The 21,958-nt window shown below is 35.7% G+C and carries 11 protein-coding genes and 1 pseudogene; 6 read left to right on the top strand and 6 right to left on the bottom strand.

What is annotated here, in order from left to right; genetic code table 11:
• Positions 1 to 381: 381 nt before the first annotated feature.
• Positions 382 to 2,469, top strand: a complete 2,088-nt coding sequence (locus ACQKMR_RS00460) for a SpoIID/LytB domain-containing protein (protein ID WP_427695507.1) — start codon at positions 382 to 384, stop codon at positions 2,467 to 2,469.
• A 313-nt stretch (positions 2,470 to 2,782) separates the two neighbouring features.
• Here ACQKMR_RS00460 and ACQKMR_RS00465 read toward each other — a convergent pair whose 3' ends face one another.
• On the bottom strand, positions 2,783 to 4,213 hold the full coding sequence (locus ACQKMR_RS00465; RefSeq protein ID WP_427695508.1) for an alkaline phosphatase: 1,431 nt from the start codon (positions 4,211 to 4,213) through the stop codon (positions 2,783 to 2,785).
• A 325-nt stretch (positions 4,214 to 4,538) separates the two neighbouring features.
• Here ACQKMR_RS00465 and secA2 point away from each other — a divergent pair, with 325 nt between their 5' ends.
• The 3 genes from secA2 to ACQKMR_RS00480 all read left to right on the top strand — a co-directional run bounded on the left by secA2 (position 4,539) and on the right by ACQKMR_RS00480 (position 9,848).
• A complete protein-coding gene (gene secA2 / locus ACQKMR_RS00470; RefSeq protein WP_427695509.1) occupies positions 4,539 to 6,923 on the top strand; it encodes an accessory Sec system translocase SecA2 in 2,385 nt (794 codons plus the stop codon).
• Positions 6,923 to 7,807, top strand: coding sequence for an accessory Sec system S-layer assembly protein (locus ACQKMR_RS00475; protein ID WP_427695510.1), 885 nt, complete (start codon positions 6,923 to 6,925; stop codon positions 7,805 to 7,807). Before secA2 ends, ACQKMR_RS00475 begins: the two co-directional genes overlap by 1 nt.
• A 274-nt stretch (positions 7,808 to 8,081) precedes the next feature.
• A complete protein-coding gene (locus tag ACQKMR_RS00480; protein ID WP_427695511.1) occupies positions 8,082 to 9,848 on the top strand; it encodes an LTA synthase family protein in 1,767 nt (588 codons plus the stop codon).
• Between the two features lie 74 nt (positions 9,849 to 9,922).
• On the opposite strand, the gene ACQKMR_RS00485 is transcribed toward ACQKMR_RS00480, so the two are convergent.
• From ACQKMR_RS00485 to tagD, 5 genes are all read right to left on the bottom strand, one after another.
• Positions 9,923 to 10,849 carry an LCP family protein gene (locus ACQKMR_RS00485; RefSeq protein ID WP_427695512.1) on the bottom strand — a complete coding sequence of 309 codons (927 nt, stop codon included), beginning with the start codon at positions 10,847 to 10,849 and terminating at the stop codon, positions 9,923 to 9,925.
• Between the two features lie 198 nt (positions 10,850 to 11,047).
• A complete protein-coding gene (locus ACQKMR_RS00490; RefSeq protein ID WP_427695513.1) occupies positions 11,048 to 12,814 on the bottom strand; it encodes a M14 family zinc carboxypeptidase in 1,767 nt (588 codons plus the stop codon).
• Positions 12,815 to 12,919: 105 nt separating this feature from the next.
• A complete protein-coding gene (locus tag ACQKMR_RS00495; protein WP_427695514.1) occupies positions 12,920 to 13,969 on the bottom strand; it encodes a LysM peptidoglycan-binding domain-containing protein in 1,050 nt (349 codons plus the stop codon).
• Positions 13,970 to 14,453: 484 nt separating this feature from the next.
• On the bottom strand, positions 14,454 to 15,626 hold the full coding sequence (locus tag ACQKMR_RS00500) for a CDP-glycerol glycerophosphotransferase family protein (RefSeq protein ID WP_427695515.1): 1,173 nt from the start codon (positions 15,624 to 15,626) through the stop codon (positions 14,454 to 14,456).
• A complete protein-coding gene (gene tagD, locus ACQKMR_RS00505) occupies positions 15,619 to 16,017 on the bottom strand; it encodes a glycerol-3-phosphate cytidylyltransferase (protein WP_201187419.1) in 399 nt (132 codons plus the stop codon). Before tagD ends, ACQKMR_RS00500 begins: the two co-directional genes overlap by 8 nt.
• Before the next feature lie 1,029 nt (positions 16,018 to 17,046).
• Here tagD and ACQKMR_RS00510 point away from each other — a divergent pair.
• Both ACQKMR_RS00510 and ACQKMR_RS00515 read left to right on the top strand, forming a co-directional pair.
• Positions 17,047 to 20,370, top strand: coding sequence for a CDP-glycerol glycerophosphotransferase family protein (locus tag ACQKMR_RS00510; protein ID WP_427695516.1), 3,324 nt, complete (start codon positions 17,047 to 17,049; stop codon positions 20,368 to 20,370).
• A 362-nt stretch (positions 20,371 to 20,732) separates the two neighbouring features.
• Positions 20,733 to 21,956: pseudogene (locus ACQKMR_RS00515) on the top strand (CDP-glycerol glycerophosphotransferase family protein); the annotation flags it as partial.
• Positions 21,957 to 21,958 lie beyond the last annotated feature (2 nt).

A 21,958-nucleotide genomic window follows, 5' to 3' on the forward strand; every position in this document is an offset into this window, starting at 1 on the left:
GCATGTCAGTCTGATCTGGATGTGACTTTTCAAGAAACTTACCTTATATAAAAAGGTTAATGAAGAGTTTATCCAGAATTTAAAAGAGAAGCTCCAAATTCTTAGTGGTAAAAAGTTAGTCAAGTACCGACCTAGGATAAGGATGAATTTTATCAAAAAAATAGAGATTGCTATTCAAATAGAAGCAGAAAATGAAGAAGAATATTTTGATAGCTATTGCACTGAATATTCTGGAATGTCGAAAAACCATAGTTGTTACCAAAGTAAAATTTGTTGTGACCAATTTTCCGTTTTCTGTTTATCTTTGAATTGGTCAATATTAATAAAGAAATCTTTTGAATATCAGTCTAGATGTTGGAAAAGAAATGAGGATGAACAAAAATGAGAAGTTTGAAGTATATTTTTATTGCTTTCTTTATCATTTTTTCTACATTTCCTGCTCATAAAGCAGCAGCAACAGAAGAGCATACATCTATGAAAGTGAAACTAGAAAATTACTTAGGGAACCAAACAAGTGTCACACTAACGGCAACAGGGGACTATCAAACATCTGATAAAGAGGTATTTATTAAGGCAGATGAAGAGCTGACTTTGAAAGTAGAATCAGGAAAACTTGTGGTATACAAAAACTCCCAGAAGACAGGTATATTTACTTCCATTAGGGTAAATCCGGTTAAACAAGATTCTTTACTTTCCATTAATAACCGTTCGTATCCCGGTTCCTTGGAGTTTACAGTTGAGGGCAAGTATATTCGACCTATCAATCATGTTTATATTGAAGATTATCTAAAGGGCGTGGTTCCAAGGGAAATGCCGGCATTATGGCATAGCGAAGCCGTAAAAGCACAGGCAATTGCGGCTCGTACTTATGCACTTCGCTATCAATCTAAGGTGATTAATGATACGGTTTCCTACCAGGTATATGGAGGGGCTGACGGTCACTCCAACTCTAATTTAGCCGTGGAACAGACAACGGGTATGGTAATCAAGCATGATGGGAAATTAATCGAAGCACTCTTTTCTTCGAGTAATGGAGGCATGACTGAATTAAATTCTAATGCTTGGACAAGTGGAGAACCTCTTGCTTACTTGTCTATTAAAGAAGATTCATATGACCCGAAATTAAAATGGACGATAGCGCTGGATAAAAAGCAAATCGACTTAGCAAAATTCGATGTATCAAAGCCGGAAGATTGGTGGACAAGCGTACAAGAAAAGGATAAAACGATTGTTCCTAACCTGAAGACTTGGCTGCAAAGTAATGGCTATGCCAAAAAGGATATAAAAATAACGGAAATTCCTGTTCTAACCTTAACAGATAAAACATCTGGAGGCCGGGTTACGAAAGGCTCGATCCAGCTGAACTTTTATGTGAAGGATCTTACCGATGATAAGGGGAAATTAGTACAGCAAAATGTCACCCTAACGAATGTCGCGGCTTCAAAAATCCGGGCCATGGTGGGACTGGGTAATATGAAGAGTTATCTAGTTGATAATTCAACATCAACGGATCCAGGCAAAATTAAAATTGATGGATTAGGATACGGCCATGGAGTCGGACTAAGTCAGTATGGAGCAAAACACAGAGCAGAAGCTGGTCAATCCTATCAGGGGATTTTAGAATTTTATTATCCGAACACTAATATAGTGAGGGAATACAGCGGCGCTGCGGTTGGATCTGAAACTGATCCTGTTGTGAATAAAGATACAACGGCACCGAGAATAACTAGCGTGAAGGCGAAGGAAGACTATCTAAATAATAAGGTCAACATCACGTATGCTATTGATGAGGATGCTACTGTATCCATCATGATTAAAGATAAAAATGGCAAGGTGATAGCCACCCTAATTAGTAAGAAATCTATGAAAAAGGGAATTCAGTCGGCTACCTGGAACACGAAAGCCGTAAGTAATGGAACCTACACAGCGGAATTTACCGCAACAGATAGAGCCGGAAATAATGGTACTGTAACACAAGAGATTAAAGTAAATAAGGATACGACGGCACCGAATATCACAAGTATTGATACATCGGGAAATTACAGTACAGAAAAATCAAGCATTACTTATACCATAAGCGAACCTGCTAAAGTTACGGTACAAGTCAAGAACAGCAAAGGTAAAGTAATAGCCACCCCGACCAATGCGAAATCGCTGAAGAAAGGTAGTCAATCGGCAACCTGGAACTTTAAAAGTGTGTCCAACGGTACGTATACTGTGACGATCACAGCCAAGGATGCAAGTAATAATCAAAGAACGGTTTCAAAGAAAATCTCTATCAAGAAGACAACAGGAAAAGTGACGGCAAGTGTGCTTAATATAAGAGAAAAAACGAATACATCCTCTAAAATCGTCGGAAAGCTAAAGAAAAACCAAACCGTGACGATTCTGTCCCAACAAGGAGATTGGTATAAAATAAAGAATGGAAGCCAAATCGGGTATGTGTCAAAAATATATATCAAAAAGTAACTACTTTAGACGTCATATTGGCGTCTTTTTGAATAAGATGGTTTTATAGTGGCGGTTCCCAGGGAGTTTAACCAGTGGAGCGACAAATCCGGCATTCAAAAAAATCACCTTACAAAAAGTGGGCCGAAACATTCAATTTATGGTCTGGGAATATTTTGGACTAGGTTCTTAACACAATATAAACAGATCTTATGAATAATGTTGCAATAGGCACAGCGGAAATGTTTATCCGCAATCTCACGAATTTCTCTTGAATTCAGAAAAAATCTATCTTTTGACACAGTAGAATATCTGAAAAGAGGGATGAATAAATTCATTCCTCTTTTGTTTGATGTTGGCCAGGTGTAAATGGTACACGGGCGGCTTTTGTGATGATTTGCGATATATCTGTATTTTCAATGACTCCATCAAAGGCTTCGCTGCCTGGGCCTGTTGCGAAAACAGGAATCATATTGGCGGTATGTCCTCCTGTGGAACTGGCTGCCCGTACGCTACGGTCAGCTACTCCTGCTTTATAATACTTGGCAATTGTGCTTCCGATTTCCCAATCTATTTTATGCTGTGGATAGACAAGGGTTCTATTCTTTCTTACGTTATCAATGAATTGATGGACCTCTTTATTTGTAAGAGATATATGAGCATACTTTTTAAATACGGAAACGACACTTTCTGGATTGATTTCATTATTTTTATCGAAAGTAAGTTGCTTGGACATATATTCAGAAGAAACATTGATTCTTTTCAATGCATCGATATCCATTGTTTCAGAAGCAGAGGTACCCATCGTTTCATGGTCTGCAAGCACTACAATCAGGGTATCGTTTCTGTTCTTAGCCCAGTCTACTACTGCTTTTACCGTCTGATCAAATTCGATTGTTTCCTTCCAAATTCCAGTAATATCTGCAGCATGCTCAGTATGGTCAATGCGTGCACCTTCAGTCATTAAAAAGAATCCATTATTACCCTTAGACAAAATTTCGATTGCTTTGGTTGTCATTTCGGGTAGTGATGGCTCATGTGAATGAAATTCTTCTTTATCAAGCTTGAAATTCATATAGGTAGGGTGAAACAGTCCCAGAAGTTTTTCAGATTTTTGAACCGAAGCAAGTTCTTGCTTATTAGCCGTAACCCTATAGCCTGCTTCTTTAAATTTAGCGACTAAATCTACACCATTTTGCTTATCCGCTTCGAAATAACTGGCCCCACCGCCAAGAATAACATCGATACGATTATCAAAGAGTTGTCTCGCAATATGTGCGCCACCTGTCCAGCGGTTTGAAACACTGGCACCGAAAGCAGCAGGGGTGGCATCGACAACCATATTTGTTGAGATAATCCCGACTTTTTTTCCGCTTGTTTGAAAGGCATCCAGTATACTGTCTACTTCAGAACCATTTGAATCTACACCGATGGATTCATTGTTGGTTTTGACACCTGTGGCAATCGCTGAACCCCCAGCGGCCGAGTCGGTGACAAAATTATTAGCGGAATAGGTGCGCATCAGAGCGACATGCTCTAACTTTTCCAAATGTAAAATTCCTGTTTTTCCATATTCAAATTGCCTGGCAATGTCTATTGCGCCTAACCCCATGCCATCACCAATTAACAGAATGACATTTTTCGGAGTGTTTTGCGATTCCGCCTGAATAGGAGATGTTAAGCCAATAAGGCAGAAAAGAACGAGTAGTCCAATTTGATAAGGCCGTCCAAGTTTATGAATGAATTTTCTAGTTGTCGTATTCATATGTACTCCTCCATTTGATGTAAGTCTTTCTATTATTTGTTGAAATCCATAAAAAAACTCTTCCTTAATATCAGGAAGGGTTTAATCTTATATGCGGCTATATTTGGACGGATTGCACTTCGTCCAGATTTGAACCGGAATTATAGCTCTAGGATAGAACAGCGAACAGCGAAAACACTATTACTAGGATCTTACAAAAAGTGATAAAATCCTTTCACACTATCAGTTGCTACAAATGGGTAATGATTGATAAAGGCTCAATATATACCTATATATGATATAATTTTTCTAGTTGTACAATTGATATTATAGGAGAGAAAATCCTATGTTAACTAGTATGAGGAAGATATTTAATGAGAGTTCAAAAGACTTAAAACGAATCTATAAGCTTGTAGATAATGCGAATCAATTAGAGATTAAATATAAAAAATATTCGGATAATGAATTGAGAGGCATGAAGGATACATTTAAAAGTCTCCTTGCTTCTGGTAAAACCTTGATGGATATACAAGTTGATGCTTTTGCTGTGGTGCGGGAAGCAACCAGACGTGTATTGGGACTTCGGCACTATGATGTTCAGCTTATAGGTGGTTTTGTCTTAAATGAGGGAGCCATAGCTCAAATGAATACAGGTGAGGGAAAAACACTTGTTGCTGCCTTACCTAGTTATTTACACTCATTGAGAGGAAAAGGTGTTCATATTATCACGGCGAATGAGTATCTGGCACGCCGAGATAAAGAATTAATGGGTCAGGTTCATGAATTTCTTGGCTTGTCGGTTGGTTTGAATATTTCTAAAATGCAGCCTTCAGCAAAGCGTGAAGCCTATGCAGCAGATATTACATATGGAACGGGAACGGAATTTGGTTTTGATTACCTGCGTGATAATATGGTTTTTCGAAAAGAGGAAAAGGTGCAAAAGGGCCACCAATTTGCGATTGTCGATGAAATTGATAGCATTTTGATTGATGAAGCAAGAACGCCTTTAATCATTGCTGGAAAATCAAGTGATGGGGCGGAGCTTTTTCACATTACAGCGCAGATTATGAAGACATTAAATGAGGATGAAGATTATGAGATTTCTAACGAATCGAAAGCGACCTTTTTAACAGACCAAGGTGCTTCCAAGATTGAAAAAGCATTTGGAGTCAATAATTTGTATGACATAGAGCATCAGGAGTTATTGCATAATGTGTCACAGGCACTTAAAGCTCATGCCATTATGAAATTAGATGTGGACTATATCGTCAAGGATGGGGAGATTTCTTTGATCGATAAATTCACGGGCAGGGTGATGGAAGGACGTAGTTTTAGTGAAGGGCTTCAACAGGCCATTGAAGCAAAAGAAGGCTTGGAAATTTCCGAAGAGAATGAAACACAGGCTACTATTACAATCCAAAATTATTTCCGTTTATATAACTCTCTTTCAGGGATGACTGGAAGCGCTATGCCTTCAAAGTCAGAATTTTGGGAAACGTATCAGCTGCCTGTTATCGAAATTCCAACGAATATGCCTATTCGGCGTTTTGATGAACAGGATTTAATTTTTAAAGATGAAATAAGTAAAATCAATAAAATTGTTTCGGAAGTAAAACGAATTCATGGAGAAGGAAGACCAATTCTAATAGGTACGACTTCCATTGAAAAATCGGAAACACTGTCCGTTCATTTAGAGAGGGAAAGAATTCAACATCAGATCCTTAATGCAAAAACGGAAGAAGGCGAAGCGGGAATTATCGCCAATGCCGGGAAAAAAAATCAAGTTATGCTTGCTACGAACATGGCTGGAAGAGGAACGGATATTTTACTTGATGAAGAAGTTAAGGAATTAGGTGGTCTTCATATTATCGGGACGGAGCGTCACGAAAGCAATCGGATTGATATGCAGCTTCGTGGACGGTCCGGACGACAAGGGGACCCAGGTTCTACACAATTTATCATTTCCCTGGAAGATGAATTGTTTGATTACTATGATGAAGAAGAAATTGAACGATATATTAAGAAAGTCAAAACGGATGTAAATGGTATGGTTGTAGGCCCCGCTCCAGAAAAATTTGTAAAAAAGGTGCAGGAAACGATTCAGCAGATGTATCAATCAAGCCGTAACCACTTATTGAAATTAGAACATGCATTAAATGAGCAAAGTAAAATTATTTATTCGATGAGAGATAGAATCTTGAATCTCAATACTGACCAATTGTTCACCATTACTTTTGAATATATTGAGAAATACATCCGTCAACTCATTTTGAAATATTATCCAGAATATATGGAACAACCAAATTCAAAGGCTTTTATTGAAGAGCTCTCCTTTGTTTTAGCATTAGATTGGCAGGAAATTGACTTGAAAAATTTAGATGGGTCTGAAGTGAAAGCTAAAGCACTGGCTGCATTTGACGAGATAAAACCCATGATCTTAACATTTCAGGACAATGATGATTGGGTAAGCCAGCTTCGTGTATTTATGCTACAACAAATAGATATGAACTGGATAAGCCATTTAGGTGAAATGAATAGAGTGAAGGAAGGCATTGGTTTAAATGCCTACGGCCAACAGGACCCTTATATGTTGTTCGAAAAAGAAGCGCTTGATCAATTTGAACAGCTATTAGTCGACATTGAATCAAGTATCAGTACAAACTTTATGGAATTTTTTAAAAACCAATTGGATGATGAAGAGGAAGAACTTGAAAAGGAGGCTGAGAAGTAATGGGTCTATTTAGTAGAGGTCAGAAGGTAAAAGAAGCAGTGCAGATTAACACGGGAATAGCAGAAGATGCCGTATCTCCTGTTGATGCTGCAGTTAATACTTCCTTGGTTTTTCATGAGGAAGCGGATTTTTCCAAACAAGAAAGATATGTACTTCAGTTTCATCATCAACAGTTGCCTTCGATAAAACCGAATCAAATTTCTATCTCAGAAGTTCGGTTATCAAGGTTTGAAGAAGATGTAATAATTATGGCCTTTATCCGTAATACATTAGATAAGGCTGTAAGTTTTGAATTAGTGGATTTATTGTTGCTGGATGAAAATGGACAGGTTCTAGCGAAGAAGTCCTTCGATTTGACGGAAATGGGAGAAATACCAGCCCTTTCATGTATGCCGTGGAGCTTCATGTTTGAAGAGGAAGATATCCTAGTGGAGTCGATACCAGACAAAGGTTGGAAGATGGCATTTGAACTAAAGAATGAGGAATCTATGGAGCATGCGTTGGATTTGGCACCAATCTGGATAGAACAGCTTTCCGAAACTCAACGAGAGAATTTTCAGCGGCTTGTTGACGGACTGCCAAAGATCAATCAAGGGGAAGTTAATTTTATGGGACTAGAAGCTACTTTGAAAGAAAATAATCAATTAGCAGTCACCGTTTTGATTCGTAATGGAAGTGACAAACAGATTAAAATTGAAAAACTACCATTGATTGTAGAGGATGCCGATGGAGACCAAGTTTGCCAGGGTGGGTTTTCTCTTGAAGACTTTGAAGTGAAGGCGAATACAAGCAAGCCATGGACGTTCATTTTTCCAGGTGAGCTAGTAACAAAGAAAAATCCCGATTTAACACGTTGGAAAGTGTACCCACCAAGTTCTAAATAGTAATGCTGAAAACCCCCTCATTGTAATGAGGGGGTTTTGTATATGAGGAAATGAAGTCAGTATTATTTTAAGAGTTTATAAATTATCAAGTTTAGGAGTTATTCATTGGAGTTAAGAAAAAAACAGGATATTTTCTTTGCTTTTGTTTCCGAATATTCTAACTATAACACGTGTGTATTTTCTCATAAATGGTAACGATAAGTAATATCTATAAGTAATCTTATGTAAGCGGGTTTCTTAAAGAGCTTAATATGAAGAGGAAAGTGGCGGTAGCATGAAGCATAACCTAAACCGGCGATTGAAGGAGAGACTATTTGAGGTCTTATCTATATCCATCGTTGCCATACTTTTTATTTATACAAATGAAAAGATGGGGAATAATCTTTCTATCGGTATATTTACGATTATTCTCGGCGTCGCTGGATTTTTGGTCTATCTTAAGGAATGGATAACGAAAAGATTCATAAAGGGTACTATTTTTACAATCTTACTTCTTATAATTATGGCCTTTTTTCTTGGTGATATATGGTTTTACCGTTACTATTCAACACCTATCACTTCCTATATGTGGATGCAAAAAAGCAATCTAAATGGACTGGGTGAAAGCATATTCAGTATGGTGGAATTGAAGGACGCTGTCTTTCTACTGGTGGGCGTTCCAATTGCTGAATCATTTGCAAAGAAAATATACCCGCTCAAAGCTATGGCACTTGTACCGGCTGTATTATTTCTGATGATAGCGGGGCTGAAGCCAGTAAAAAATATTTTTATCGATCAGGTGGATATAACTCGACGTTATGAGGCGAATACCTTTTTGCGAAGTTGGGGTCCAATTGGTCATCATGTATTGGATACGTATGCCTACTTTGTTGATTCGGGAAAGTATGAAATGTCTCCAGAAGAAAAGAGCACCGTTTCTGATTACTTCGATAAAAAGAACCAGCAGGATCGTGCATATTCTGGCTCATTAGCAGGTAAGAATGTCATCATCATCCAAGTAGAATCATTACAGGCCTTTCCGATATTCCAAAAGAGCGCAGGACAAGAAGTCACGCCATTTATGAATAAACTAGCGAAAGCCGGTTTATACTTTCCTCATGTATATCCACAGACGGTGTTTGGAAACTCATCGGACGGTGAGCTGATTGTGAATACCGGTTTATATCCTTTAAAGCAAGGGGCGACCTTTTTCAGATTTCCTTACAACGATTTTCCGAGTCTTGCTAAAGAATTAAAGAAGAGGGATTACCAAAGCTATGCTTTCCATGGTGATGAAGAAAACTTTTGGAACCGGCAGTATGCATATCCTGCTCTAGGTTTTGATGACTATATCTCCATCGAGGATATGCAGCAGGATGAGATTATCTCGATGGGCTTGAGCGATCGTAGTTTTTTTAAACAAGGCTATGATTATTTAAAAGATAAACAAAATCCCTATTACGCTTTTTTCGTGACATTGACGAGTCATGTACCGTTTTCGCTACCAGCAGATCAGATAACATTGAAACCTGAAGTAGGAAAAGTGGGAAGTTATCTTACGAAATATTATGAAGCGTTACATTATACAGACTCCGCCATAGAGAAATTTGTAAAGAGTTTGAAGAAAAATGGAAAATTGAAGGACAGCGTGATTGTTATTTATGGAGATCATGATGGGCTATTTGTAAAAGATAAACATGAAGTTGAAGAGTACTACGGAATTAAAATTAGCGATGAAGAATGGATTGAAAAGTATATGCCCATTCCAGTGATTATTTATCAGGAGGATATTCAAGGGGGTACGATTGATAAGGTGGCCGGGCAGGTCGATATATTACCAACATTATATGATTTGCTTGGCATTAAAAGCTCTCCTTTCTTTGGAGAGACCATGCTTAATGGGGAAGATGGAGAAGCTCTGATATTAAAAGGGGATTATGGTACCCAAATGAAAATAAATGGAAAGGGGAGAGTAGAAGAGTTTTTACCAGAAGACCAAAAAGATGTGGATATGAGTGACCAAGTCATCCGTTCCGATTATTTTAATCAAACGATTGATTAATAAAGAAAAAATCTGATTTAAAGCGTTTTTGATATCAGAAAAAGAGGATGACTGATAAAAGCCATCCCCTTTCTTTATAATCCAAGATGTGTTTTTATTCGGTTTTGGGCTTCAAGTTTTGTTTCCTCGGAAACAATGTTATACCAAATTCCATCGATTTTTTGATTTTCACCTTCAAGTGTATATTGATCAATCTTTTTAAGTGACGATTTGTAGTTTTTTTGAATACTTAACATTTCATTGAAAGTTAAATTAGTTTCAACGTTCTTACCGAGGGCTTCAAATATATCGTCATAATTGGTAAGTGTGGATAGGCTTGCTCCTTTTTTCATGACGGCTTGTATAACTTGACGTTGCCTCATTTGACGACCATAATCACCGCGGGGATCTTCTTTACGGATTCGGGAATAAATTAAAGCCTCTTTACCATCCAAGTCTATAGTGCCTTTTTTAAAGCTATATCCTTTATAGGCAAGGTCCATATCATTATCTACCGTGACGCCACCCACAGCATTTACGATATCCTGAAAGCCCTCCATATTCATTTTGACGTAATAATCAATCGGAATATCTAAATAGGCTTCCACTGTATTTATCGACATATTCACGCCACCATATGCATAGGCATGGTTCATTTTATCATTCGTACCTTTACCGATTATTTCTGTACGTGTATCACGGGGCAAACTCAATAATTCAATGGATTCTTGTTTAGGGTTAATGGTCATAACAATCATCGTATCTGAACGGCCTTTGTCATTTTTTCTTTCATCTACTCCAAGTATAAGAAGTGAAAAAGGGTCCTGGCTTTTAAACTTGATATCATCTACACGTTTGTCCGTTTTATGCGCCGCGCCCTGCATAGTATGAATCGCACCTGCCAAGGATTGATAAACAGAGGCCGCATAAGCGCCACCACAGATGAAAAGTATAAGAAAGGTAAACCCTATTATTTTAAACGTTTTTCGTTTCTTTTTCTTGTTTTTATGTTCGGATCTCATCTTTATTCCTCCCTGAACCATTCCACTAAAATGGAAAGGTATGAAAAAGTACCTAGTTGGTATGTTTAACTATACCTGTTTTTTGTTAAGAATAGAATAGTTTCTTTTTGTACTTACAGTGTATTTTTACCTATTTCCATTCAAAAAATCGAAGGAGTCCTAGTAACAAGATTCCCTCGACTTCCTGTTATTGGAATATTATTGAGCGGCTGAGTCACCCTCTATTGCTTCAGGATCTGTATTTGAATCTCTTGACTCTACAATTGGTGGTTCGGGTTGTTCAGGCTCTTCTGGTTCTAGTTGTAGAAGCTCATCTTTAATGGCTTGCAGCATGTTCGCCAATCTAATCTCTGTGTTTTTGTAAGAGTAAGTAGAAATTAATTTTTCATAACTTGAGATATTAGCTTTGACTTCATCATAAAATCCGTTATTTAAATCATTTTCCATTTCTAATAGTAGTTCATATCTGGCTAAGTCATAGCCGATATTTTTCTTGCTAGTTTTAGCTGGGGTGATATATTTGGTTGTGGCAAGTTTTTGGACATCTTTACTGTACATTTTCTTGATTTTACTTTCAACTATTGTTATCTGATATATCAAATTATTATAGAGAGTAAGTGTTGTATCGTTTAAAGTTCCTGCATTTAAATAACCGGTAAGCTTCTTGTTAGCAGAGACGAGATCGTCACCTGCCTTAATTCCATTCATGTAGGCTAGGGAGTTATCTCGATAGGTTTTGGTCGTTTTTAATGCCGCATTTGGTTTTGTCCGATATTTCGCAGGAAGCTGGGCAATTGCTTTCTCTTGTTTTTTTATCTCTTTAACAGTTTGGTCATACAGTGCCTTATGGGGGCTTGTGACCGTCAATTTGTTTTGAGAGTAATAGTTTTTCAACTTTGCTGCTGTATTATTATACGTTTTAATATTCTTCGTTACTTTATCACTGGCTGCAATATTGCGCTTATCAAATAGCTTGTAGCCTTCTTGTGCTGTATATAGACCAATGCTTGCGTTTTGACTCCAAATTTTAGAATAATTTCTAAGAGGTACATTATTTTCCCCAACAGCTGGGGATACTTCAATGGTGAAGGCTGGTTTCTTTTCTACTTTGTTAAACCAATCACCGAAACCGCCTCCGGTCGATCTTGGTTTAACAAGGCCGTAGCCGGTTACTTTGCTTAATTTACTGGCATACTTATAATCCTGAGTATAGCGGCTCCCTGTTTGCTGATACTTCCAGAAAATAATTTGCCCGCTTGAATGGTACGAAATCGTCATTTCTGGATCGATTTTTTCAAAAAAAGAAGGTACGGCTTTAGTTTCGGACGCTGTCGCTACTTTAGCACCCTTGTAATCTTTATATGAGGGCGCTTTAGGGCTGTCAAGATTCTTCCAATTTGCATCATATTGTCTGTTTAAATATACTCCCTTTGCATTGGCTTTCCAACGTTTAAAGTTTTTGCTGCCATTATTCATTTTAATGATTTTTGAATGGTCTTTTGCAGGAAAGTATTTTAGACCAAATTGCTGCAAGGTTACTCCATCCGGATTGACCATTGGTATAAACCAAATGGTTGTATTATTGAGGAGCTTTTTGACATCATAGCTGTTGATTTTGGTGCCGCTTTTATAGGCAGCAGCATATTTGTCTATCATATTCATCGTGAGATTGGTAGTAATCCACTCACGGGCATGGTGAGACCCATTAATGAAAACAGTAGGATCCCCTTTTCCAAGAGAAACAGCATATATATTCCGCCCGTATCCAGATTTTCCAATAACCACTTTTTTGATGAAACCAGGATAAGCTTTTTCGAGCTTCTTAATATCGTTTAGCATCTTAGTGGTAGAGTATGTTTGATTCGGATTTACAATTGATGATTGTGCAAATGCAGATTCTGTGAATAGTGATAAAGAACCGCAGAGGATGACGAAAGAAAATAAAGATATACGAAATATTAACATGGTGTACCCCCCTTTTCGAGATAATAACAACCATAGATTAATATAGAATATACATTTTTTTACATAAAATTACCAGACTCTCAAAATGGAGTCTGGTAATAAATACTATAAACTTCTATAACCGATGATTCTACTTTTGAAGTATGAGTTTGAAACGGTATTGATTTCTATCCCCTTACTTGAAGAGGCATGAATGAACTGTCCATCTCCTAGATAAATACCCATATGACTAACGACAGATTTATTCGAACCAGTTGCAAAAAAGATAAGATCACCAGATTTCGGTGAAGTAACTTTTTTTCCCATATCATAATAAGTGGAAGAGGAAAGCCTCGAAACTTTATAACCTGCCTTTTTAAACGTATAGTAAATAAATCCACTGCAGTCGAAACCAGAGGGGGAAGCGCCAGCCCACGAATAAGGGGAACCAATTAATTTTTTTGCTTCAGAAACGAGTGTGTCTACCTTATTACCGGAATGTGGTGCATCAACTTTTTCATTGCTTTGATCTGTAGAGTCTGAATTGGCTGATTTAACTAGTTTTAGTTTCTGTCCTATTCTGATTAAATCGGACTTTAACGAGTTTATTGATTTAAGTTCAGTGACAGTTAAGTTAGTCTTTTTGGAGATTTTTGAAAGTGTGTCACCTTTTACTACAACGTATGTACCCGAAAGTTTTGGGGGCGATGTAACATTTGATGGTTTGGAACTGCTAGGTAAATCAATGGTAGTTGTAGTAGTGGAACTAGATACGATAAGTTTAGCACCTGCATAAATTCTATCGGATTTTAGGTTATTTAACTTCTTTAACTCAGCAAGTGTAAGGTTATGTTTGTTGGCTATTCTAGTTAAAGTATCACCAGAAACAATGGTATAAGTGGTTTTCTTGTTTTTTTCTACGGAAACTGAAGTAGACTTTGCTGTTGTGGTTGTTGTTGTTTTGGAGTTGGGTGTAATTAATTTTTGATTAATCTTCAATAGGTCCGTTTTCAAGTTATTAAGAAGTTTTAATTCTTTCACCGTAGTCTTATGTGTTTGAGCGATCTTGCTTAAGGTATCGCCACTTTTAACTGTATAGGTACTGGCAAGGGCAGGAGAAACAAACGTCGATGACAGAATAGCTAATGTCGAAAATGCGACTACACTCTTTTTCACGATTTTACACCTCAAATATGTCTTTTTCCCTATTCTATCAAATGAAATGGTGAAAATTATATTACATTTTTATTACAAGGGGAATATAGTAGTATTTTACTGGTTTATATTGGTGGGATATGAGTAGTATAATCTACAATATTTTCTATTTTATGAGTCTTTTTTCGCATTTTGCAGATAATGAAGATTTGTGCGATATGATGTTCTACGTTATAAATAAAAACGAAAAAAGGGTAGGTGGACGAAGAAGCGAATACCAAATGGAGGTTGATTCTGAAATTTGGATTTTATATTCCCATTTTCATAACATCCACAAAATGTATGAATTTACGTAAAAAACCACTCCGTATTTTACGGAGTGGTTGAATTTATGAATTACACAGCTCTATTTTTATCGAAAATCAAAATTTATCTACGAAATTTGATTTATATCCTCGAAAATCAAAATTTATCTACGAAAATTCAAATATATCTAATGATCATCTTATTTTGAATTGTGAAAGAGAAAATCTACTAACTTTTCACTTGAATTTCCAGTTGAGTATTGATTCCACTTTTTCTTAAAGGGCTCAATTTTTTCTATAGAATAATCAGCGTTCCGGATTTTTTCAAGGAGCTCTTCATTGGTAGATACGACCGGTCCAGGCATGGAAGAGGAATAATCCTCCCAAAACCCGCGCTCTTTCTCGTACTTTTCTAAGTCATAAGCAAAGAAAATCATTGGTTTTTCTAAATAAGAAAATTCAAATGGAATCGAAGAGTAATCCGTTATTAAAAGATCCGTGCTAATTAGCAGTTGGTTCACATGAAAATCACTATTGACTGGATATACGAATCCGGGAAATTTATGTTGTAAATCATGTTCAGCTTTTACAGCCGGATGCAGTTTCAGCAATAATGCGTAATTTTTGCTTTGCAGTTCTTTGTAGAGTAATTCTAAATTGAGTGCAATTTCTCCGGTGTTTAAGCCATCATTTCGAAATGTGGGAGCATATAATATGATTTTTTTATGCTCGAGCTCAGGAAACTCGGCTAACAACGCTCTACGTGAAGTTTTTTTAGATTCATCATTAAAGAAGAAATCGGTCCGAGGTATCCCGGTCCTAAGAATATGGGATTTCGGTAACTGAAAACTTTCCTGATAAATTTCTGCCATTTTTTCGGAGCCTGTCGTGACATAATCAAATTTTTGATATACTTCCAAAAATCTTTTTCTTGCACCAGCAGAACGACTTTGATTCGAAGGATCCTTCGATCCAAATTGCTTAATGGCACCGGCGGCATGCCATACTTGAACACAAGTCACTGTCCTTTTAAATGTAATGGTTGAAAGAAAACCAAAGTAATTATCAATGATAACCCATTTAGAAGTAGCTAGGTGATAAATCGACCGAATCATGGCGATTATATTTTTCGTTTCAAACGGAAGGACGATGGTTTTTCCATCGCCCTTCACTTGTATATGACTGCTCGATTTCATTAAAAATACTTTTTGAACAGTAAGGTTCTGCTTGTCCATTTCATCTGCAATGTACTGGCAATTGTCCCCGAAGGAGGTGATAAACGTTGTTTTGTTAGATAATGGAAATAATTTAAAGATAGAGAATAGCACTTTGAAGCAAAATAGATAAATCCCTATCGCGAATTCTTTAGCCATTTGTAACTTGTAAAAGGTCATCTTTAATTTGAGAAGTAGAGATACCGATTGTTCTTGGCAGGTACACAACTTCACAAACTTCAGCAAGTTCATCAAATTGACCTTTCCAGTCATCTCCCATGACAAAAATATCTACACCTTCACGAACGATATCTTCTCTTTTTTGTGCCCAATTGTCTTCCGGGATAACTTCATCCACGTAGCGAATTGATTCAAGGATCATTTTTCTGTTTTCAAAGCTATGATAAGCTTTTTTATCTTTTAGAGCATTAAATTCATCCGTCGAAATAGCAACGATTAGATAATCTCCTAGGTCCTTAGCGCGTTTTAATAGATTGATATGGCCCCAATGAAGCAAATCAAAGGTTCCGTAAGTGATTACTTTCTTCATCTTTATTCCTCCTGTACAAGTATATTTATTTATATTTATATAAGGAAAAGTCGAATTAGGCTTTTTTATGAGAAGCATAAAGGCGAACAATTTGACGCATTATATATATGAATATGAAGTGTTTGTGTTTTATTAATGCTGCACTTCTAATTATAACGCAAATTTTTTACAAATAAACCACAAAATTTTTACAATATTAATAAATAATTAGTTTATTAGATAACTATTCATGAGTTTAACAATTTTAGAACCTATTAGCACAAGGAAAAAACGATATTCCAATAAATTACATTCAAAGTCGATATATTAAGAAATAATTTTTTTGTAAATTTTTAAGTTTTTATTAATAGTATCTTTTAGTTATTTTGGTACTCGAAAACGTGTCAGTCCATATTCATTTATTATTTTATTTGGATACTGTTAGGTTTGCAGATAAAGCTATTTTAGAAAGAGGGTTTACGTTATAAGTACATCCAGTAGGGGAACCATAACATTCTTGTTTCAAGTATTGGCCTGAATGGTACATATGATAAAAAGAGCAGCCAGGAGGCTCTATAGCGGAATATAGGGTCACGAAATAGCTTGTCTACATAGTGGGAAATATTCTTTAGACCTAGCTGAACAGACTCATGTTAAATTACTTTTTAAATGGTAGCCTGAACAATTTGGAAACCTATCTTTAAAAAACTTACAACTAGCTTTATCGTTGGACCTATACCCACATCAAGCTTCAAGAATATTCCTGTGCAAGTAGTAAATGACTTGGAAATCTCTGTGCATTTTGTTAATACATCATCTATTTTGCTGTTATATCAAGATTATTGCGCATAATACTTCTATATAATGTATCCCCTAGCATTGACCTAGTCGTATTGAAACGAGTCTAAAGATAATTACTCCAACTTTGCTAAGTTATGTAAAGATACTATACCTCATTAATCATTGAGAAAAACGTTAAAAAAGTTTATGATTTTAGAGTATAAATTTGCAAATGATTTATTTTAAATAATTAGTTATAGGTGGTCTACAATGATAAATAAGCTTCTTAGAAAAAGGAAAGTGAAAAAATCTCCTAAAATTAAGTTAAAACAGAGTCTGACCATTGTCCAAGAGAAAGATACTCTGTTGATAAAAGGAAAGTTTTCAAAGGAATATTATTGCGCAAAAGAACTTTGGCTTCATTCTAGGGAAAATGAAGTTAAAAAGATAAAAATTGCTGAAACTTCATCTAATTTTGATTTTAAAATAAATCTAACAGATTTAATCCAAAACTTACAAGAGTCGGAACCAATGATTTATGACTGTTATATCAAGGTTTCCGTCCCTGTTGAAAACATGAGCGAAAAAACAATGCTTAAAATTGAACATAAAGTCGAGTATGTGGAGATAGGCAACGAGTTATATATCGAATATTTACTTCGTCTAGGGCGTTTTCAGGAAACTTACATTGATCATTTAAGTTTTTTCACATATGAAGATAAACAAAGTATTTTCTCTTTAACTAAAAAAGGTAATCTATCTCTTTACTTCAATAAGACACCTGGCACTTCAGTAAAATCCCAAATTGAAAAATTGACCTATGAGCCAAAATCAATGCTTATCAATGGGCAAATTTTCACTAAGAATTCAAAGATTCTTTCAGGTGAAGGTATAGTAAAAGGAAGACAAAGTGAAAAAGAATATCGAGCAAATATATCTTTTATTTATAACCAGGAAGTTAATATTAAGAAATATGGGCTGAATCGTTATATATATAATATCAATTTAAATTTAGAACAATTAGTCGATGAAGGTTTGGCAGATGATGTATTTGATATTTATATGAAATTGCATTTGCACGATCAGGAAGAGCCGAAAATGGTACGGGTTGGTAGACCAACAACAAGAACTAAATTATTTACAAAACAGACCAGTGTTAACCGAGATAATACAGTTGCTGTAGTCAAACCATACTATACCTTTAAGGCCTCAAATTTATCTTTAGAAGTGTTTAACTTCCCGGTAGATACGTATCAATATTTAAGAAAGGAAATGCGTTGGGGAAGATTCTCGGGTTTATTTAAAAAGAAAAAAGATATCTGGATTATTGGCGAAAGAACTTATAAAGCGCAGGATACTGGATATCATTTTTTTAAATATATGAGGGAAAATCATCCTGAAAAAGAAGTGTATTATGTGATCGAGGAAAATTCAGTGGAAGCTAAGAACGTAGAGCCTCTAGGTAATGTACTCTATTTCAAGTCAAGGGAACATATTAAAAAGACCTTAGAATCGACACGTGTTATTTCATCACATCATCCTGATTATTTGTATCCATTAAGAACATCTGCTTTTAAAAGGCAGGTTAAGGCTGTTAAAGTTTTTCTTCAACATGGAGTTATGGGTACTAAGAATATGGTAGCTAATTATGGGAAACATGCAACATCAGGTTTTAATACGGATGTTTTTTTGGTAAGTTCAGATTTCGAAAAGAATATGATTGTCACTGATTTTGAGTATAACGAAAATGAAGTGTTTACGACAGGACTCTCGAGGTTTGACTCCTTGTTTAAGAATGATGTTTTAATGAAGCGGCAATTGTTGATTATTCCAACTTGGAGAGATTGGATTACATCTGATGAAGCATTTTTGGAAAGTGAGTATTTCGAGCGTTATCAGAAATTAGTGCACCATTCGGCTTTACATGATCTTTCTAAAAATTACGGTTTTGAAATCATTTTTTGCCTGCACCCTAATATGCAAAAATTCACCCCTTATTTTAAAGATGCTCCGGTTAGGGTAATTAGCCAGGGAGAGGTGAATGTTCAAAGGCTAATTAAGGAAAGTGCGATGATGATAACGGATTATTCAAGTGTGGCCTTTGACTTTAGCTTCCTGCATAAGCCAGTGATTTACTATCAATTTGATAGAGACCGTTTCATAGGGAAAAGACCGTCACATTTGGATTTAGATAATGATCTTCCAGGTGATATCGTTAATGAATTGGATGAACTGATCGTTTTTATTGAAAAGTATGCCAAAAATGATTTTACCATGGAGAAAAAATATATAGATAAAGCTAACCGTTTTATTAAATATCGTGATGTTCATTCTAATTCAAGAATTTTCGAAGTGATTCAAAATGTTAAAAAAGAAGAAAAGTTACTAGAGAAAATCTATAATCATGCAATGTTTAAATTCTTATTGAATCGGTTCAGGAAGAGTGGAGTTTATTTCCCTGTAATGAAAAAAGTATATAAAATTATGTCTAGGGTTCTACCTATTGACCGAAACCTTATTCTTTTTGAAAGTGGAATTGGAAAACAATTTTCAGATAGTCCCAAGTATATTTATGAAGAACTAGTGAAAAGGGATAATAACTATAAAAAAGTTTGGGTTTATAATAGTAATTTACCGATAAAGGATAAAAATACTAAACGGATAAAACGTTTAAGTCCTGAATACTATTATTATTTAGCTAAAGCAGGATATTGGATAAATAATCAAAACTTTCCTACCTATATAAGTAAAAGAAAAGAGACGACTTATATTCAGACGTGGCATGGTACGCCTTTAAAAAAGATGCAATTTGATATAGAGAATATTCAAGGAAGAGACGATGGATATTTAAATCGAGTGCATAGTGCAACAAAAAATTGGGATTATTTAATTTCACCAAGTCCATATGCGTCCAAGGCCTTCAAAAGTGCATTCCGCTATGAAGGAGAAATATTAGAAACGGGATATCCTAGGAATGATCTCTTTTATAGGGAAGATGTTTCAGTCATTGCAAACTCTGTAACAGATAAATTAAAGTTGCCAAAAGGAAAAAAAGTTATTTTATATGCTCCAACATTTCGGGATAATCAAACATCTAAAAACAATAAATTCATTTTTGAGTTAAATTTAAATTTGGAGAGAATGAAAGAAGCTCTTGGAAATGAATATATCCTATTATTGAGGATGCATGTTGTTATTAGTAATAAATTCAGTATCCCCGAAGGGTACGAAGATTTCGTTATGAATGTATCCAAGTATTCAGATATACAGGAGCTTTACCTGATAAGTGATATATTGATTACTGATTATTCTTCAGTAATGTTTGATTTTGCTAATACAGGTCGACCTATTTTGTATTACACTTATGATTTGGAAGATTACAGAGATAATATTCGTGGATTCTATATGGATTTTGAAAAAGAAGCACCGGGTCCATTTTTAAAAACCACTGAGGATATTATAGAGTCTATTACCAATATTGATGAAATAAACATGCGATACAAAAAAAGGTACAGTTTATTTAGAGAGAAGTATTGTGGAATAGAGGATGGTAAAGCAACAAAGAGAATCGTTGATAAATTCTTTGATAATTGATATTGATTTATTAAGGGGTATTAACACCTTCGAAATAGGCTGAATGAAATGGGGTCAATTGGAAAAATCGTTATTTACAGAGTTTATACGATATATTGATTATCAACTTGTGAATATCAAAAAAAACCTAAAGAATAAGATGATATATAATAAGAAATATGTGTTTTATCAGTGGCAAATAATTTGGGACTAGCAATAATGTCTTTGGAGTAGCCGTTTAAATAAGCTCTCCCTGATATTGGGCGAGCTTACTTTTAGTCCGAAGTATTTTGTGAAGTAGGAGAGATTCTGTACTTTCTGAGTGTAAGCATTCAACCACTACTACTACTACTTAATAAACAGGGAGATAAGATATGTTAAATAAAAAAATACAAATCCCAAGTAAACCTTCCTTTTTATCAGTATTTAGAAATATGGTTAAAACCATTTTTTTAAGTGGATATAAATTCAGTTTTGGCATAGCAGCGAAAGTGCTTCCAGTCGATAAAAAGCTTGTTATTTTTGAAAGTTTTTTAGGGAAGCAATATAGTTGTAATCCTCGTGCAATATATGAATACTTGCAGTGTCATCATTCTGAATATAAAATGTACTGGAGTGTAGATAATAGGTATACCGCTCAATTTGAAGAGGCAGGTATTCCTTATCTAAAACGTTTTTCACTTAGTTGGCTACTTAAAATGACACGTGCTCGTTACTGGGTAACGAACAGCAGGTTACCGCTTTGGATTCCAAAGCCGAATCACACGGTTTATTTGCAAACGTGGCATGGAACTCCTTTGAAGAAACTTGCGTCAGATATGAAGGAAGTTCATATGCCTGAAACAACAACGGAAAGTTATAAAGAAAATTTCCATGCGGAATCAAGTAAATGGGATTATTTAATTTCTCCAAATGCTTATTCAAGTGAAATTTTTGCCCGTGCCTTCAATGTCGATACTTCTAAAATTCTGGAAACCGGTTATCCTCGTAATGATATACTTTACAATGGGAATAATCGTGATACAATCGACACATTGAAACGGAAGTTGGGTATACCATTAGAGAAAAAGGTTATATTATATGCCCCTACGTGGAGAGACGATGAGTTTTATAGTAGAGGAAAATATAAGTTTGAAATAAAACTGGATTTGGCTCAAATGAAACAGGAATTAGGGGATGAGTATGTTATTTTGCTCCGTCTTCATTATTTAATTTCTGAGAACTTGGATGTATCGGCGTATCAAGGTTTTGTCTACAATTTATCCAGCTATGAAGATATCAATCATTTGTATCTTATTTCAGATTTATTAATAACTGATTATTCCTCAGTTTTCTTTGATTACGCAAATTTAAAGCGTCCGATGTTATTCTATGTATATGATATTGAAAATTACAGGGACAGACTTCGCGGGTTTTACTTTGATTTTGAAGCGATGGCACCAGGTACGTTAGTAAAAACGTCTGATGCGGTCATTGATAGCATCAAGGCTTTGGATTTTAAAAATGCTGTAGGATCTAATCAATTTCATGAGAAGTTTTGTGCGCTCGAGGATGGCCAAGCTTCGCGCCGTGTCGTAGAAAAAGTGTTTTTAGGAAGGTCTGTGTAATA

Origin of the sequence: Peribacillus sp. NPDC096540 (assembly GCF_050278525.1) — a bacterium.
Lineage (GTDB): Bacteria > Bacillota > Bacilli > Bacillales > DSM-1321 > Peribacillus.